Origin of the sequence: Agromyces sp. NPDC058126 (genome assembly GCF_042884595.1) — a bacterium.
Lineage (GTDB): Bacteria > Actinomycetota > Actinomycetes > Actinomycetales > Microbacteriaceae > Agromyces.
Genome location: NZ_JBHVTS010000007.1, coordinates 73,515 through 90,057 on the forward strand (window position 1 = coordinate 73,515; position 16,543 = coordinate 90,057).

Consider the following 16,543-nt stretch of genomic DNA (forward strand, 5'->3'; position numbering starts at 1 on the left):
TCAAGCTAGCGCGGCCCGCCGTCGGCCGCACGACGCCCCGTCCCGATCGCGCCGTGAGCCCCCCGGCTCGTAGCGCACCGGGGCGAAACACCGCGCGACGAGCGCGCGCAGCGACTCGAGGTCGCCTGAGGCGAACCCCTGCGCACGGGCCTGCACGAGCACGTTGCCGATCGCGGTCGCCTCGACCGGGCCGGCGAGCACGGGCAGCCCCGCCCGATCGGCGGTGCGCCGGCACAGCAGCGCGTTGAGCGCCCCGCCACCGACGACGTGGATGGTCGACACGTCCACCCCCGACAGCGTCGACGCCGCGCGGACCGCGTCGGCGAAGGCCTGCGCGAGGCTCTCGATGATCGACCGGGCGAACTCGGCGCGGCTCTGCGGGGCGGCGACGCCGTGCTCGGCGCACCACTCGGCGATGCGCCCGGGCAGGTCGCCCGGAGCCATGAACCGCGGGTCGTTCGCGTCGAACACGGCCACCGGGAACTCGACGGCGGCCGCGGCATCCAGCAGCTCGCCCAGCACCACCTGCGTGCCGTCGCGCTCCCACCACCGCACCGACTCGCTGAGCAGCCACAGCCCCATGACGTTGTGCAGGAACCGCACCCGCCCGTCGACACCGCCCTCGTTCGTGAAGTTCGCGGCACGCGCCGCATCGCTCGTCACCGGTCGTTCGAGCTCGACGCCGACGAGGCCCCACGTGCCGCACGAGATGTACGCGGCCGAGCCGGCATCCATCGGCACGGCGACGATGGCCGACGCGGTGTCGTGCGATCCGACCGCGACGACCGGGGTGTCCCCGGGCGCACCGAGCTCGGCGGCGATGTCGGCGCGCAGTCGCCCGACCGTCTCGCCGGGCGAGACGAGCGGGGGCAGCAGGGATGCCCCGAGCCCGAGCCGCGCGAGGAGCTCGGCGTCCCAGTCGCCGTCGGCGAGACCGACGAGTCCCGTGGTCGAGGCGTTCGTGCGCTCGGCGACCCTCGCGCCGGTGAGCTGGAAGGCGACGAGGTCGGGGATCAGCAGGAGGGTGTCGGCGAGCCCGAGGCATCCCGACGCCTGCTCGGCCGCGAGCTGGTAGAGCGTGTTGAACGGCAGGAACTGCAGCCCGTTGCGGCGGTAGAGCTCTTCGAACGGCACCACCGCGTGCACGCCGTCGACCGCCCGCGCAGTGCGCTCATCGCGGTAGTGGAACGGCTCGCCGAGCAGGCGCCCGTCGCGGAGCAGCCCGTAGTCGACCGCCCAGGCGTCGACGCCGATCGAGGCGATGCCTGGCTCACGGCGGAACGCCTCGGCGAGCCCCTGCGACAGGTCGCGGTACATGCCCGTGAAGTCCCAGTGGAGTCCGGACGCGAGGCGCACCGCCCCGTTCGGGAACCGCGCGAGCTGCTCGAGCTCGAGCCGCCCGGCCGACTGGTCGACGCGCCCGACGACGACCCGCCCGCTCGTCGCCCCGAGGTCGACCGCGGCGACGGCGCCCGCGTGCGACGAGCGCCCGGTCATCGCAGGAACGCGGCGGCGACGCCGGAGTCGACGGGGATGTGCAGTCCGGTGGTGCGGCTGAGTTCGGGGCCGGTGAGCACGTACACCGCGTCGGCGACGTTCTCCGGCACGACCTCGCGCTTGAGGATCGTGCGGTTCGCGTAGAACTGGCCGAGGTCCTGTTCGTCGACGCCGTAGGTGGCGGCGCGGTTCGCACCCCAGCCGGAGGCGAAGATGCCCGAGCCGCGCACGACGCCGTCGGGGTTGATGCCGTTGACCCGCACGCCGTGCTCGCCGAGCTCGACGGCGAGCAACCGCACCTGGTGGGCCTGGTCGGCCTTCGTCGCCGAGTAGGCGATGTTGTTGGGGCCCGCGAACACCGAGTTCTTGGAGGAGATGTAGATGATGTCGCCGCCGAGTCGCTGGTCGATGAGCACCCGCGCGGCGGCCTTCGAGACGAGGAACGAGCCCTTGGCCATGACGTCGTGCTGGAGGTTCCAGTCGGCCTCGGTGGTCTCGAGCAGCGGCTTCGAGAGCGAGAGGCCCGCGTTGTTCACGACGAGGTCGACGCCGCCGAAGGCGAGCACCGCCTCGTCGAGTGCGGCCTGCACGGCGGCGGCGTCCGCGACGTTCGCGGCCACGCCGATCGCGACGTCGGTCGTGCCGAGCTCGGCTGCGGCGACCTGCGCCTTCTCGAGGTCGAGGTCGGCGACGACGACGCAGGCGCCCTCGGCGGCGAGCCGGGTCGCGATGGCCTTGCCGATGCCGCTCGCGGCGCCGGTGACGAAGGCGATGCGGCCCTGGTGGGTCTTGGGCTTCGGCATCCGCTGGAGCTTGGCCTCCTCGAGCGCCCAGTACTCGATGCGGAACTTCTCGGCGTCGGAGATGGGGGCGTACGTCGAGACCGACTCGGCCCCGCGCATGACGTTGATCGCGTTGACGTAGAACTCGCCGGCCACGCGCGCGGTCTGCTTGTTCGCGCCGTACGAGAACATGCCGACGCCGGGCACGAGCACGATGAGGGGGTCGGCGCCGCGGATCGCGGGGCTGTCGGCCGTCGCGTGGGCGTCGTAGTAGGCCTGGTAGTCGGCACGGTACTCGGCGTGCAGCTCGTGCAGGCGGGCGAGCTGCTCGTCGGCCGTCGCCGTCGCCGGCAGGTCGAGGATGAGCGGCTTGACCTTCGTTCGCAGGAAGTGGTCGGGGCAGCTCGTGCCGAGCGCAGCGAGCGCGGGCGCCTTCTCGCTCGCGAGGAAGTCGAGCACGACGTCGGCGTCGGTGAAGTGGCCGACCATCGCCTTGTCGTGCGAGGCGATGCCGCGGATCGTCGCCGCGAGCGCGACGGCGCGCTCGCGGCGCTCTGCCTCGGGCAGTGCTTCGTAGCCGGGCCGAACGCCGCCGAAGGGCTGGGCGTCGCCGTGCTCGGCGAGGTAGGCGGCCGCGGTGTCGATGATCCGGAGCGAGTTCGCCTCGGCCTCGTCGGAGGTGTCGCCCCATGCCGTGATGCCGTGGCCGCCGAGGATGCAGCCGATCGCCTGCGGGTTCGCGGCCTTGATCTCGGCGATGTCGAGCCCGAGCTGGAACCCGGGCCGTCGCCAAGGCACCCACACGACCTTCTGCACGCCCGCGGTGTCGGTGAAGACCTTCGCCGTCAGCGCCTCGCCGTCGGCGGCCGTCGCGATCGCGATGCCCGAGTCGGGATGCAGGTGGTCGACGTGCGCCGCATCGACGAGGCCGTGCATGGCGGTGTCGATCGACGGGGCCGCGCCGCCCTTGCCGTGCAGGCAGTAGTCGAACGCGGCGACCATCTCGTCTTCGCGGTCGACGCCGGGGTGGACGCCGACGAGGGCCCGCATGCGGTCGAGCCGCAGCACCGCGAGGCCCGGTTCGGTGAGGGTGCCGAGGTCGCCTCCCGAGCCCTTGACCCAGAGGAGCTCGACGGGTTCACCGGTGACCGGGTCGGTGTCGGTGCCCTTCGCCGAGGTGTTGCCGCCGGCGTAGTTCGTGTTCCTCGGATCGGCGCCGAGCCGGTTCGACCGCGCGATGAGCTCGGCGGCTACGGGGTTCGTCATGGTGGTTCCTCGGGTCCGACTCGTGGTGAGTCTGATCGGTGTGTCGGTGGTGACGCGGCGGAGGGCTCAGCCCTTGACGGCGCCGCTGGTCATGCCTGCGACGATCTGCCGGTTGAAGAAGATGAACAGCACGAGCGGGGGGATCGTGATCAGCAGGATGTCCATGAACAGGAGGTTCCACTGGCTCGAGAGCTGCGACTGGAAGTTGTACAGCGTGAGCTGGACGGTCGCGTTGTTGTCGCCCGGGAGGAAGTACAGCGGCCCGGCGAAGTCGTTGAAGACGGCGACGGACTGCACGACGATCACGGTGACGACGACGGGCTTGAGGAGCGGCAGGATCACGCCGAAGAAGAGCCGGAGCGGGCTCGCGCCATCGATGATCGCCGCCTCGTCGAGCTCTCGGGGGATCGTCGACACGAAGGCGCGGAAGAGCAGGATGCAGAACGAGAGCCCGAACGTGGCCGTCAGCAGCACGTAGCCGATCATCGTCTTGAACAGCCCGAGGGCCTGCAGCGTCCAGATCGTCGGCACCAGCGCCGGCGGCACGATCAGCCCGGCGAACACGAAGAAGTTGATGAGCCCGTTCCACCGCGACTTGCGCCGCTGCAGGACGTAGCCGACCATCGCCGCGAGCACGACCATGATCGCGACGCTCACGACCGTCAGCAGCGTGCTGTTCACGAACGCGCGCAGCAGCATGAAGTCTCGCTTCTGGATGACCTCCAGGAAGTTCTCGACCGCGAACCAGCCCTCGACCGGCAGTGAGAAGTCGAGCAGCGACGCCTCCTTGGGGCTCTTGACCGCCGTCAGGGCGATGAAGGCGAAGGGGACGATGAACACGACGGTGGCAGCGGCGATCGCGACGAGGCCGCCCAGGTAGGTGCGGACGAAGCGCCGCGGCGTCATGCGCCGGCGGTCGCGGCTGCCCGTGGGCGCGACGATCGCCCTGGTGTCGAGGTCGGTCATGCTTCCACCTGCTTGCGGTTGGCGAGCCAGAACACCGGCACGACGATGAGCGTGACGACGACGAACAGGACGACGTTGCCGGCGGTGGAGAGCCCGTAGAAGCCGGCCTGGTACTGCTTGTAGATCACCGAACCGATGACGTCGCTCGTGAAACCCGGACCGCCCTTGGTCATGGCCCAGATGAGGTCGAACGAACGCAGGCCGCCGATGAGCGACAGCAGGATGACGGTGGCCATCGCGGGTCGGACGAGCGGGAGGGTGATGGCGCGGAACCGCTGCCACGCGGAGGCCCCGTCGACCTTGGCGGCCTCGTAGTACTCCTGCGGGATGGCGACGAGCCCGGCGATGAAGATGAGCGTCGCGATGCCGACGCCCTTCCACACGTCGACCAGGGCGACCGACAGCAACGCCCACTTCGGATCGGTGAGCCATGCGGGCCCATCGATGCCGACCGTCGCGAGCACGTTGTTGATGACCCCGTCGAACGGGTCCATCAGCACCTTGAAGGTGATGCCGATGCCGATCGTCGAGACCAGCACCGGGAAGAAGACGGTCGCGCGCAGGAAGCCGCGCCCGATGATCGGCCCGCTGAGCAGCAGGGCGAGGGCGAGACCGAGGACGACCTTGAGGGCCGAGGTCACGAAGCCGTAGACGAAGGTGTTGGTGAAGCCCTGCAGCAGCATGGGCTCGTTGAAGAAGGTGACGAAGTTCTGCAGCCCGATGAACTCGACGTCGAACAGTGTCCAACGAGTGAGTGCGAAGTAGAACGACGCGAACGTCGGCACGGCGAACAGGACGACGTAGAGCACGCCCGCGGGGACGTAGAACCAGCGCGGGTACATTCCGGCGATGGTGCTTCGGGCCCGCGGAACGGCGCGGGCTGGGAGTCCGGCGACCATCGGCCGGTCCTCCACTCGGGTTGCGGTCATGAGGCTCCTTCGGAGGTGAGGGGGGCGCACGCTCGGCGTGCGCCCCCCTCGTTCAGATCACCAGCCGGACAGGCCGAGCTGCTGTGCTTGCTTGATGACATCCTCGTCGTAGAGGGCGGCACCGTCCTTCGCGGAGCGGATGCCCGAACCGACCTCGACCAGGATGTTCTCGAGGTTCGGGCCCTTGATCGGCGAGAGGAACTCGAGGGCGGGAGCGTTCTCGCCGCTCTCGAAGTACGGCTCCATGTCCTTGATCAGCTGCGGCACGTCGTCGGGAAGCTCGCATCCGTCGATGGCGTAGGGGCCGGCGAGCGATCCCTTGTTCTGCAGTTCGCAGCCGGTCGGGCTGTTGACGAAGGCGACGAGCTTCTTGGCTGCCTCGAGCTCGGCACCCTGGGTGGTCTTCGGGATGTAGACCGCGTTGGGCATCCACACCGCGAGCGAGGTGTCGTCCCCGTCGGCGGCGGGGACGGCGAACAGGCCGACGTCGTCGACGTTCTCGGGGGTGTTCTGCTCCAGGATCGGCGCCGCGCCGGTCAGCATCGGGTAGTGCGCGACCTCGCCGAGCGCGAGTCGGCGCATGCCCTCGTCGAGCTTGGCGGAGGCGAAGTCCTCGTTCCACCAGCCCTTCTCGAAGCCCTCCTCGAGGTGCTCGAATCCGGCGAGTGCCGGCTGGTCGGCGAACTCGCGGTTGCCGGCGGTGAACTCCTCGGCCCAGTCGGGGTCGACCGCCAGCACGTTGGCCGCGTCGCCCAGCACGAAGAGCTGGCTGGAGAACGTGTCACCGTAGGTCTGGACGACCGGGACCTTGCCCGCCGCCTTGATCTTCTCGTTGTTCGCGACGAACTCGTCCCAGCTGACCGGGATCTCCAGGCCGAGCTCCTCGTAGATCGTCTTGCTGTAGAGGATCGCGCCGGACTGGGTGGTGCCCCAGGGTGCGCCGTAGAGGCCGTTCTCGCCCGAGACGACGGTCTTGAACGAGTCCTGCAGCCGGTCGACCCACTCTTCGCCCGTCAGGTCGGTGAGGGTCTCGTCGGGGTTGAGCGCCTGCAGCAGCGCGCCGGAGTTGTAGAGGAACACGTCGGCCATCTCGCCGGTGGACAGCTTGGTCTTGGTGAGGTTGTCGCCCTCGGTGCCGGCCGGCTGCGTCTCGAGCTTGACCGTGATGCCGTCGTTCTCGGCCTCGAAGGCGGCGACGAACTCGTCGATGGCTTCGGTGTTGCCGTCTCCGCTGACCGGGACCAGGAAGCTGATCTCGACCGTTCCGTCGGCGTTGCCGCCCGAAGCGGTGGAACAACCGGTGAGGGCGAGTGGCAGCGCGAGTGCCGCGATCGAGCCGACGAGCCAGGCTCGGGGGGTGTGCTGAGTCATTCGGGGACTACCTCCTTGTAGTGGTGACTGCATGTGGTGCACTCGGGGCAGGCTTCTGGTGGGGTGAACCGACCCGCGAGTTATTACGTTTCAATTCGGGTGCTGTTGAATCGTATCAACGGTGACCCTCCGAGGCAAGTGCTGCTTCACTCGGCCTCTCCCGCGTGCGGCGATCGCTCGCGGGCGTGCGGGCATCGGGGATGCGTGCCGTTCCGGCTGCACTCCCCCGATGCCCGCGACCGCCACGGCTACGCGGCCGCGGCGACGAAACGGTGACGGCCGCCGGTCACGGTGCTGACCCCGCCGTCGGGCAGGACGACGTCCGCCTCGATGCCGTCCGGCACCTCGACCTCGACGACGACGCCCTCGGGCTCCCGCCGCCAGCCGCTCGTCACGCGCCCGTGGCGCGTCTCGAGCGACGCACGCGCCCACGAGAGCCCGGCGCCGGGGAGCGGCTGCAGTCGCAGCCGGGCGTAGCCCGGCTCCGCCGGACGGATCCCCGCGACGACGCGGTAGAGCCAGTCGGCCACCGCGCCCAGCGCGTAATGGTTGAAGCTCGTCATCTCACCTGGGTTGATGCTGCCGTCGGGGAGCATGGAGTCCCAGCGCTCCCAGATCGTGGTCGCGCCCATCGTCACCGGGTACAGCCACGACGGGCACCCGTCTTCGAGCAGCAGCCGGTACGCCTCGTCGACGTGCCCGGTCTCGGTGAGGGCATCCGTGATGTACGGCGTGCCGGCGAAGCCGGTCGTCACACGGTAGCCGCCGTCGCGCACGAGCTCGGCGAGCCGCTCCCCCGCACGCGTGCGCAGCGCACCGTCGACCACGTCGAACGCGATCGCCAGCGCGTACACGGTCGCGCAGTCGGAGTGGATGCGGCCGTCGGCGCCGACGTACGCCTCGACGAAGGCCTGCCGGGTCCGATCCGCGAGGCCCTGCCAGCGCTCGGCGTCCGCCTCCTCGCCGAGCACGCGTGCGGCCTCCGCCGCGAACGACGCCGAGCGCACGAGGCACGCGGTCGCGACGACCGAGGGGTCGGCCTTCGCCCGGGCGGCGTCCTCCGGCGGGGCGTCGGGGTCGAGCCAGTCGCCGTACTGGAATCCCGCCGTCCACAGGCCCTCGGGGGTCAGCACGCCCTCGACCGAGGCGAGGTGCAGGGCCATCGCCGGGTAGTGCGCGGCGAGCCGGTCGCGATCGCCATAGGCCCGCCACAGCGCCTCGGGCACCCAGACCGCGGCATCCCCCCACACCGCCTTCGGCAGGCGCGGCTCGGAGAACGGCCCGCCGTTGGCGGCCCCGATGACGCGGAGGATGTCGGGCACCACGTCGGGAACCCCCTGCGCCCCCGCGGCCCGCGTCTCGACCTCGAGGTCGAGGAGCCACTTGTGCAGGAAGTCGGCGACGTCGAACTGGAAGGCGGCGGTGGACGCGTACGCGGCGATGTCACCGGTCCAGCCGAGTCGCTCGTCGCGCTGCGGGCAGTCGGTGGGCACGTCGAGGAAGTTGCCCATCTGGCTCCACACCGAGTTCGACACGAGCTGGTTCACGCGCTCGTCGGAGCATTCGAACCAGCCGGTTCGTTCGAGGTCGGAATACACGACGACGGCCTCGAGCGCATCGGCTGTGAGGTCGCCGGGGAAGCCCTCGACCTCGAGGAACCGGAACCCGTGGAAGGTGAAGGTCGGCTCGAACTCGTCCACGCCGCCCGAGAGCACGAAGGTGTCGATCGCACGTGCGGACCGCAGCGGGCGCACCCCCAGCTCGTCGTTCTCGAGCACCTCGGCGTGCCGGAGCACGATCTCGTCGCCCCGCGCGCCCTGGGCGCGCAGCCGCACCCAGCCGACGAGGTTCTGCCCGAAGTCGACGAGGGTCCTGCCGCTCGGCGAGCTCCAGATGCGCTTCGGCTCGACCACCTCGTGACGCACGGTCATCGGTCCGGCCTGCGGCACGAGCGTGGAGAGGTCGACCTCCACGGCGCGGACGGACCGGGGCGCCGGAGCGGCGTCGCGGACCCGGGCGTCGATGCGCTGGCCGTGGTACAGGCTGTTGTCGCTCGTGGGCGAGTCGATCGCCTCCCACGTCGTGTCGGTGTGGATCCGGTGGACCCCGCCCGCCCGGTCCCGCACGGTGAGGGTCGCGAGGAAGGCGAGGTCGTCGCCGTACTTGCCGTCGGCGCCCTCCCAGCCGAGCCCGCCGCGCCACCAGCCGTTGCCGAGCGTCACCTCGATCACCGAGTCGGGCTTCACGAGGGGCGTGACGTCGTACTCCTGCACCTGCAGGCGCCATTCGTAGGCGGTCCAGCCGGGCGCGAGCACGGCCTCGCTGATCGGCACGCCGTCGATGCGCACCTCGTAGATGCCATGGGCGGTGGCCTGCAGCACCGCCCCGGCGAGGTCGATCCCGTCGAGCTGCAGCTTCGTGCGCAGGATGACCGCAGCGCGGCCCTCGGTGTCGGCGGTGATGGGGGTGGCGTCGGCGAGCATCATGCGCCCCATCCTGCCTGCACGCCGCCGACCCGATCGGCCGCGATCTGCTGCAGATGGCCGGAGTCGAGGTACGCGGTGAGCGGATCGGCCGCGAGTCCGCGCGCTTCGCGCCAGGCCGCGAGGGCCGGGCGCACATCGGTGTAGAAGGCGTCCATGTAGATGCGGTTGGCTTCGAGCACGTCGCCTGCGCGCTGCGCCGCGGCGAGGGCCTCACGGTCGACGAGCAGGGCCCGGGCGGTCATCTCCTGCACGTTGAGGACGCTTCGGATCTGGCCGGGGATCTTGTCCTCGACGTTGTGGCACTGGTCGAGCATGAAGGCGACGTCGGGATTGTTGAGGCCGCCGCCGCGGATCACCTCGAAGATGATGCGGAACAGCTGGAACGGGTCGGCGGCGCCCACGATCAGGTCGTCGTCGGCGTAGAAGCGCGAGTTGAAGTCGAAGGAGCCGAGCCTGCCGACGCGCAGCAGCTGCATGACGATGAACTCGATGTTCGTGCCGGGCGCGTGGTGGCCCGTGTCGAGGCAGACCATGGCCTTGTCGCCGAGGGCGGTGACCTGGGCGTAGCTCGTGCCCCAGTCGGGAACGTCGGTGTGGTAGAACGCCGGCTCGAAGAACTTGTACTCGAGCACGAGTCGCTGCGCGTCGCCGAGGCGCGCGTAGATCTCGGTGAGCGAGTCGTGCAAGCGGTCCTGCCGGCCGCGCAGGTCGGCCTGGCCGGGGTAGTTCGAGCCCTCGGCGAGCCAGATCTTCAGGTCGCGGCTACCCGTGGCGTGCATGACGTCGATGCACTCGAGGTGATGGTCGATGGCCTTGCGGCGCACCGCGGCGTCCTCGTGGGTGAGCGCACCGAACTTGTAGTCGTCGTCCTGGAAGGTGTTCGAGTTGATCGTGCCCAGTGCGACCCCCTGGTCCTCGGCGAAGCGGCGCAGCTCGTCGTACGAGTCGACTCTGTCCCATGGGATGTGCAGGGCGACCGTCGGGGCGAGGCCCGTGAACCGGTGCACCTGCGCGGCATCCGCGATCTTCTCGAAGGGATCGCGCGGGGTGCCCGGGGTCGCGAAGACCTTGAACCTGGTACCCGAGTTGCCGAACGCCCAGCTCGGCAGCTCGATGGCCTGCGCGGCCAGCTGCGTCTCGATCTCGGCGGTGAGTGTCGTCATTTCGTGTCGCTTTCGTCGGTGGTTCGTCGTTCAGTGAGCCGGATGCGCCGTCAGGCGTCGAGGGCGTCGAGCTGGGCCTCGAGGTTGAACACCTCGGGGAGTCTGGGTGCGCCCTGGTCGGGGCGGGCTCCGTCGAGTGCGACGAAGAACGGGGCCATCTCGGCCTCCCACGCGGCAGTGCGCGGGTCGGCGGCGAGGGCCTGCTGCGCGGCGACGTCGTCGTCGGTCTCGTAGTAGCCGATGAGCATGCCGTCTTCACGGAGGAAGAGCGAATAGTTGCGGCGGCCGCACGCCTCGATGGCGCGGAGCATCTCGGGCCGGACGGCGGCGTGGCGTTCGCGGTACTCGTCGAGCCTCGCGGGGTCGACCTGCAGCTGGAAGCAGACGCGCTGGAGATGGTCGGCACGGCTCATCGTCGAACACTCCCCTTTCCTTCGGACTCCGTTGTGCACCGGGCGGATCGACTCGAAACATGAATCGATTCAAAGCTCCCTCATTGCCACTGTAGGGTCGATCCGCCCGAGTGGTCAAGCTCGCAGTTGAATCGTCTCATCCGCCTGCCGCCGTTCGACGAGACCATGGGCTACGATCATGATCGAATCGATTCATTTCCGCCGATGGCGACGGGGGCCCCGAAATGACAGTGAGTGTGCGCGACGTCGCGGCCGCGGCATCCGTCTCGGTCGGCACAGTCTCGAACGTGCTGAACCGACCCGACAAGGTCGCACCCGCGACCGTCGAGCGCGTGCTCGCCGCGATCGACGATCTGGGCTTCGTGCGCAACGACGCCGCCCGCCAGCTCCGCGCCGGCAGCAGCCGCTCGATCGGGCTCGTGGTGCTCGACGTGCGAAACCCCTTCTTCACCGACGTCGCCCGCGGCGCCGAGACCCGCGCGGCCGAAGACGGCATGACCGTGCTGCTCGGCAACAGCGATGAGAACGCCGAACGCGAGCGGGCCTACGTCGACCTCTTCGAGGAGCAGCGCGTGCACGGCGTGCTCATCTCACCGCTCGCCGACGAGATGCCGCAGCTCGAACGGCTGCGCTCGCGCGGCACGCCCGTCGTGCTCGTCGACCGCGAGGCACCCGACCACCGCTTCTCCTCGGTCGCCGTCGACGACGTCGCCGGCGGCCGCCTCGCCGCCGAGCACCTACTCGGCCTCGGGCGGCGTCGCATCGCCTTCGTCGGCGGGCCCACCGGCATCCGCCAGGTCGCCGACCGCCTCGAGGGCGCCAGGCAGGCGGTCGCCGCCGTTCCCGGCGCCACGCTCGAACTCATCCCGACCGAGAACCTCACCGCCCTGCAGGGCCGCACCGCCGGCGAGGCGCTGAGCGCCAGGCCCGCGGCCGAACGCCCCGACGGGGTGTTCGCCGCGAACGACCTGCTCGCCGTCGGCGTGATGCAGGCGCTCGTCATGCAGGGGCGGATGCGGGTGCCCGAGGACGTCGCGCTCGTCGGCTACGACGACATCGACTTCGCCGCCGCCGCCGTCGTGCCGCTCACCTCGATCCGGCAGCCGGCCGCCCTCATCGGGCACACCGCCGTCGACCTGCTGCTGCGCGAGGCATCCGACCCCGAGTTCACGGCGGAGCACGTGGTCTTCCAACCCGAACTCATCGTGCGCGCCTCGGCGCGGGCGTGAGCGGGCGGATCGGAACGGGCCTGCTGCCCCACCCCCAGGAAACACGAAAACCCCGGCGAACCGGGGCTTTCACTGGTGGCGAGTGAGGGATTCGAACCCCCGAATGCTGAGCAGTCTGATTTACAGTCAGATCCCTTTGGCCGCTTGGGTAACTCGCCGTCGCACCCGACCACGTTCTGCACACAACCGGGGGCCTGTCAAGGATACCCGTCGAGGCCCCGTGGCGGAAATCGAGCTCAGGACGGGTTCGACGGGCCGGATGGTGGGCCCGATGCAGGGCTCGCGGGAGGGCCCGACGACGGGTCGCTCGGCGCCCCGTCGGGGCCAAGCGACACGGGTGCGGCGCGGCGGCGCCGGACCGCCGCGAACACCACTGCAGCGGCTCCGGCGAGCAGCACGCCGGCCGCGATCGCGATGAACGGCGCGACGTTCGCCCCGGATTCGGCGAGCTCGCCCGTCGCGGCCGGGGCGGGCGTCGCGGTCGCCGGTGGCGGCGAGGCGGGCGGTGACGACGGCGGCACCACGACGACCGGCTCGACAGTGATCGGCGGCACCTCGACCTCGGCCTGCGAGCCGTCGACGGTCACGGGTTCGGGCGGCGTGTAGCCGGCCGGGGGCACGACGACGAGCGTGTACTCGCCGACCTGCGGGAGTTCGATCGTGAAGCCGCCGTTCTCGTCGACCGGCACCTGCAGTTCTTCACCCAGGACGTCGCGCACGGGTTCGCCGTCGGCATCGTCGACCGCGACGACCGTTCCGGGCGGGGGCGGAGCGCCGTCGTCGAGCACGACGGTGCCCGTGATCGTGGTCTTCGTCGCGGCGGCGGCAAGCCACAGCTGGTACGAGGGCGAACCGTTGACGGCGCCGTAGAGGAGTTCGATGCGGCGCACCGCTGGGTCGGGCCGGAACCCGAGGTAGGCGCCCGTCGTGTCGTCGAAGTTGCCGACGAGCGTGCCCGCCACGAAGTCGATGCCGAAATCGTTGAGGGTGCCCGTGCTCACCCAGCGCGGGACGTCGGTGAACGGCCCCGGCCCAGTGCACGTGCTCGGCTTCGGCGATCCGGCCGCGCAGTAGTTCGCGGGCGTCATCGCACCGAGCGCGGAGACGGGCAGTTGCACGCCGGCGTCGTCGAACGCCGTCACGAACACCCAGTCGGCGTCGACGTCGCCGAGCGCGAAGCCCCAGTCGTCGCCGCGCGTGGCGCCCAGGTCGACGACGGTGCGCGACGGCGGCGGGTTGTCGACGGCCGGCGGATTCGGCGCGAGCGCACCCGTCTTCGGCCTGATCGTGAGGTACGGCTGCAACCGGCTCGACCCGTACTCGGTGCCGAAGTCGGTCGAGGCGTTGAGGAACGCGCTCGCGCCCGAGGCCTCGGTCAGGGTGATGGAGTCGCTCGTGACGCTGATCGGCCCCGCGAATCCGGTCGAGGCCGGAAGCATCCCGGTCGCGGTGAACGCGCCTGCGGCGCCGCCGACCGTCCAGTCCGCGTACGTACCGATCTCGGTCGCCGGGTCGACGGCGCTCGCGGGCGCGGCAGCGCCGACGAGCACGAGCCCGATGATTGCGATTCCCCCTGCGAGCGACTTCCGTCGATTCGACATTCCGCCATGCTCGCACACCGGTCGAGCACGGGCCACCCTCAGTTCGACGAACGCCACCACGGCATCTCGGCCGTGTCGTTGTGGTCTCGCACGCCGTCGGGCTCGCTCGACGACTCCCTGGCCAGCGCGGCACTCTGCCGCTGCTCGTGGGTCGAGAGCCAGCCCTGGTGGCCCTGCGGCGCGGTCGCCTGCACCGGCACCGGCTCGGTGTTGGGCTCACGGGCTCCGCCGGCGTCGCGACCGCCACGAGCGTGCTGCTCGCGGTCCCACTCCTCGCGAGCCCGGGCGCGCTCGTCGAGGGCGGCCTGCTCGGCCCGCGCCCGTTCGGCGCGCTCGCGCGAGATGCGAGCCGGCTCCGCGCGGCGCTCTTCGGTCGTGGGGCGCGCTCCTCCGCGGAGGCCCGCACGCTGGATGACCCGCTGGATCGTGAGTCCGCGCTGGTTCGGCGCGGCAACGAAGCGGATCTCGCGCAGGCCCTGGTCCTGCGCGGCCGACTCGAAGATGAAGTGCCCGTAGTTGAAGACCCGCCCGAGGATCGGCACGTGCACCGAGATGTCGAGGATTCGCGCGATCGGCATGGTCGCGATGCGCTGCGAGAGGATGCCGTGCACGCGGAACACGCGCATGTTCGTGATGACGAAGCGGTCCATGCGCCGGCCGAGGATGCGCCAGCCGCCGTGGATCACGAGGAAGAGCGAGAGGAAGAACGGCACCCAGTAGAGCTGCGACGGCAGCCACGCCAGCAGGAACAGCACGGGCACGGCGGCCAGCATCTCGAGCGCGGCGAAGACGTTCGACACCCAGTGCTTGCGCACCTCGTCGATGATCACCTCGCCGTCGTCGGCGATGAGGTGCCGCTCGACGTGCGGATCGAACAGGCTCACGGCGCGCTCCGGGCTATGACGAGAGCGAGGTGAAGAACGTGACGACCGATCCCGCGGCGTTGAAGACGGCATCGACCGCGCCCTGCACGGCGTTGGCGGCGTCTTCGGGCCGGGTGATCAGATAGAACGCGGCGAAGACCACGACGAGGCCCAGGACGATGCGCTTGACCCACTTCACGGTTGCGGTTCCCTTCGAGTGACGGATGGGCATGCCAACCACCCCTTGGGCAGACCCTGACCAAGGCATTCTTGCCTGAACCCGCCGTCCGAGACAACGCGCCGCGCCGCACTCGGGCGGGTGCGACCGGTAGGATTCCAACCGATTACGGGGAATGAGGGCCCATGGCCGGCATCGAAGAGGTCGCGAAGCTCGCGGGAGTCTCCACCGCGACGGTCTCGCGCGCACTCAGCGGCCGCGGCCACGTCTCGCCCGGGTCGAAGGCGAAGGTGCAGGATGCCGCGGCCCGCCTCGGCTATGTCGTCTCCTCGAACGCCTCCTCCCTGGCCTCGGGCCGCACCCGCAACATCGGCGTCGTCGTGCCGTTCCTCAACCGCTGGTTCTTCTCCTCGGTGCTCGAGGGTGCACAGCAGGCGCTGCTCCGCCGCGGATACGACCTCACCCTCTACAACCTCTCGGGCGACGGCCAGGAGCGCTCGAGCGTGTTCGAGCACTTCCTGCTGCGCCAGCGCGTCGACGCGGTCATCGCCGTGTCGCTCGAACTCACCGAGCCCGAGGTCGCCCGGCTCCACGAGCTCGGCAAGCCGCTCGTCGGCGTCGGCGGACCGATCCCCGGGGTGCGCACGCTCACGATCGACGACGTCGCCGTGGCCCGACTCGCCACCGAGCACCTCATCGGTCTCGGCCACCGGCGCATCGCCCACATCGGCGGCGACCTCGAGTTCGACGTCGACTTCCACCTGCCGACGAACCGGCGCCTCGGCTACGAGGGTGCGCTGCGCGACGCCGGCATCGAGCCCGACACACGCCTCTTCGCCCCGGCCGACTTCACCATCCGCGGCGGCTACCACGCGACGAAGCAACTGCTCGGCGCGCCCCACGACCGGCCGACCGCGATCTTCGCCGCGTCCGACGAGATGGCGATCGGCTCGATCCTCGCCGCCCGCGACCTCGGCCTCGTCGTGCCGCGCGACGTCTCGATCGTCGGCATCGACGACCACGACCTCTCCGACTTCTTCGGCCTCACGACAGTCGCCCAGTTCCCCCGCCTGCAGGGCGAGCAGGCCGTCGACATCCTCATGGACGCGCTCGAGCCGCCCGCCGACGCGACGACCGCGCCCGCCGCGACCCAGCTCCCCTACGAGCTCCGCGTGCGATCCTCGACGGCCCGCCCGGCCGAGTAGCGGCGAGGATGCCTCGCGCGTGCGCCGTGGCATCCGTTCGTCTGATTTCGCGCCTCGGTAGACTGACCCGCATGGCAGATTCAACGTTCGACATCGTGAGCAAGGTCGACCACATGGAGGCCGAGAACGCCGTCAACCAGGCGCGCAAGGAGGTCGAGCAGCGCTACGACTTCAAGAACGTGGGCGCGTCGGTCGAGTGGAGCGGCGAGAAGATCCTCCTGAAGGCGCAGACCGACGAGCGGGTGAAGGCCGTGCTCGAGGTCGTCGAGTCGAAGTTCATCAAGCGCGGCATCACGCTTCGCGCGCTCGACTCGGGTGAGCCGTACGCGTCGGGCAAGGAGTTCCGCATCGAGATCGCGCTGAAGAACGGCATCGACAGCGAGAACGCGAAGAAGATCTCGAAGATCATCCGCGACGAGGCGCCGAAGAGCGTCAAGAGCCAGATCCAGGGCGACGAGCTGCGCGTCTCCTCGAAGAGCCGCGACGACCTGCAGGCGACCATGGCGCTGCTCAAGGGCAAGGACCTCGACGTCGCGCTGCAGTTCACGAACTTCCGCTGAGCGGAGCGCCGCATCTCGACGAGCGCGGTTCGGG

14 protein-coding genes and 1 tRNA gene are annotated in these 16,543 nt (G+C 70.3%); 3 read left to right on the forward strand and 12 right to left on the reverse strand.

The annotated features are described in order from the left end of the window. The 8 genes from ACFVTR_RS18190 to ACFVTR_RS18225 all read right to left on the reverse strand — a co-directional run bounded on the left by ACFVTR_RS18190 (position 1) and on the right by ACFVTR_RS18225 (position 10,873). Complete coding sequence (locus ACFVTR_RS18190; protein ID WP_387039612.1) at positions 1–1,497, reverse strand: rhamnulokinase family protein; 1,497 nt, start codon at positions 1,495–1,497, stop codon at positions 1–3. Further along, positions 1,494–3,545 (reverse strand): bifunctional aldolase/short-chain dehydrogenase, encoded by a 2,052-nt coding sequence (locus ACFVTR_RS18195; RefSeq protein ID WP_387039613.1) that lies wholly within the window; start codon positions 3,543–3,545, stop codon positions 1,494–1,496. The genes ACFVTR_RS18190 and ACFVTR_RS18195 overlap by 4 nt, the downstream gene beginning before the upstream one ends. Before the next feature lie 66 nt (positions 3,546–3,611). Next, a complete protein-coding gene (locus ACFVTR_RS18200; protein WP_387039759.1) occupies positions 3,612–4,451 on the reverse strand; it encodes a carbohydrate ABC transporter permease in 840 nt (279 codons plus the stop codon). A gap of 56 nt (positions 4,452–4,507) precedes the next feature. Further along, positions 4,508–5,440, reverse strand: coding sequence for a carbohydrate ABC transporter permease (locus tag ACFVTR_RS18205; protein WP_387039615.1), 933 nt, complete (start codon positions 5,438–5,440; stop codon positions 4,508–4,510). Between the two features lie 57 nt (positions 5,441–5,497). Further along, positions 5,498–6,811 (reverse strand): ABC transporter substrate-binding protein, encoded by a 1,314-nt coding sequence (locus ACFVTR_RS18210; protein WP_387039616.1) that lies wholly within the window; start codon positions 6,809–6,811, stop codon positions 5,498–5,500. 248 nt (positions 6,812–7,059) lie between these two features. Further along, complete coding sequence (locus tag ACFVTR_RS18215) at positions 7,060–9,297, reverse strand: family 78 glycoside hydrolase catalytic domain (protein ID WP_387039618.1); 2,238 nt, start codon at positions 9,295–9,297, stop codon at positions 7,060–7,062. After that, positions 9,294–10,460: an L-rhamnose isomerase gene (gene rhaI / locus ACFVTR_RS18220; RefSeq protein ID WP_387039620.1), complete on the reverse strand. Its 1,167-nt coding sequence runs from the start codon at positions 10,458–10,460 to the stop codon at positions 9,294–9,296. The genes ACFVTR_RS18215 and rhaI overlap by 4 nt, the downstream gene beginning before the upstream one ends. Positions 10,461–10,510: 50 nt before the next feature. Then, entirely contained in the window at positions 10,511–10,873 is a 363-nt protein-coding gene (locus tag ACFVTR_RS18225) for an L-rhamnose mutarotase (protein ID WP_387039622.1), read from the reverse strand. Positions 10,874–11,097: 224 nt separating this feature from the next. Here ACFVTR_RS18225 and ACFVTR_RS18230 point away from each other — a divergent pair, with 224 nt between their 5' ends. Beyond that, a complete protein-coding gene (locus tag ACFVTR_RS18230) occupies positions 11,098–12,102 on the forward strand; it encodes a LacI family DNA-binding transcriptional regulator (RefSeq protein WP_387039624.1) in 1,005 nt (334 codons plus the stop codon). Between the two features lie 73 nt (positions 12,103–12,175). Here the strand turns inward: ACFVTR_RS18230 and ACFVTR_RS18235 are convergent. The 4 genes from ACFVTR_RS18235 to ACFVTR_RS18250 all read right to left on the reverse strand — a co-directional run bounded on the left by ACFVTR_RS18235 (position 12,176) and on the right by ACFVTR_RS18250 (position 14,798). Continuing rightward, positions 12,176–12,260: transfer RNA gene (locus tag ACFVTR_RS18235), tRNA-Tyr, on the reverse strand. A 78-nt stretch (positions 12,261–12,338) separates the two neighbouring features. Further along, positions 12,339–13,703 carry a hypothetical protein gene (locus ACFVTR_RS18240; RefSeq protein WP_387039626.1) on the reverse strand — a complete coding sequence of 455 codons (1,365 nt, stop codon included), beginning with the start codon at positions 13,701–13,703 and terminating at the stop codon, positions 12,339–12,341. A gap of 38 nt (positions 13,704–13,741) precedes the next feature. Then, on the reverse strand, positions 13,742–14,587 hold the full coding sequence (locus ACFVTR_RS18245) for a PH domain-containing protein (protein ID WP_387039628.1): 846 nt from the start codon (positions 14,585–14,587) through the stop codon (positions 13,742–13,744). Positions 14,588–14,600: 13 nt separating this feature from the next. Continuing rightward, on the reverse strand, positions 14,601–14,798 hold the full coding sequence (locus ACFVTR_RS18250; protein ID WP_376941867.1) for a hypothetical protein: 198 nt from the start codon (positions 14,796–14,798) through the stop codon (positions 14,601–14,603). A gap of 131 nt (positions 14,799–14,929) precedes the next feature. On the opposite strand from ACFVTR_RS18250, the gene ACFVTR_RS18255 reads away from it, so the two are divergent. Together ACFVTR_RS18255 and ACFVTR_RS18260 are read left to right on the forward strand one after the other, a co-directional pair. After that, entirely contained in the window at positions 14,930–15,949 is a 1,020-nt protein-coding gene (locus ACFVTR_RS18255) for a LacI family DNA-binding transcriptional regulator (RefSeq protein WP_387039629.1), read from the forward strand. Between the two features lie 71 nt (positions 15,950–16,020). Then, entirely contained in the window at positions 16,021–16,509 is a 489-nt protein-coding gene (locus tag ACFVTR_RS18260) for a YajQ family cyclic di-GMP-binding protein (RefSeq protein WP_157425297.1), read from the forward strand. Positions 16,510–16,543 lie beyond the last annotated feature (34 nt).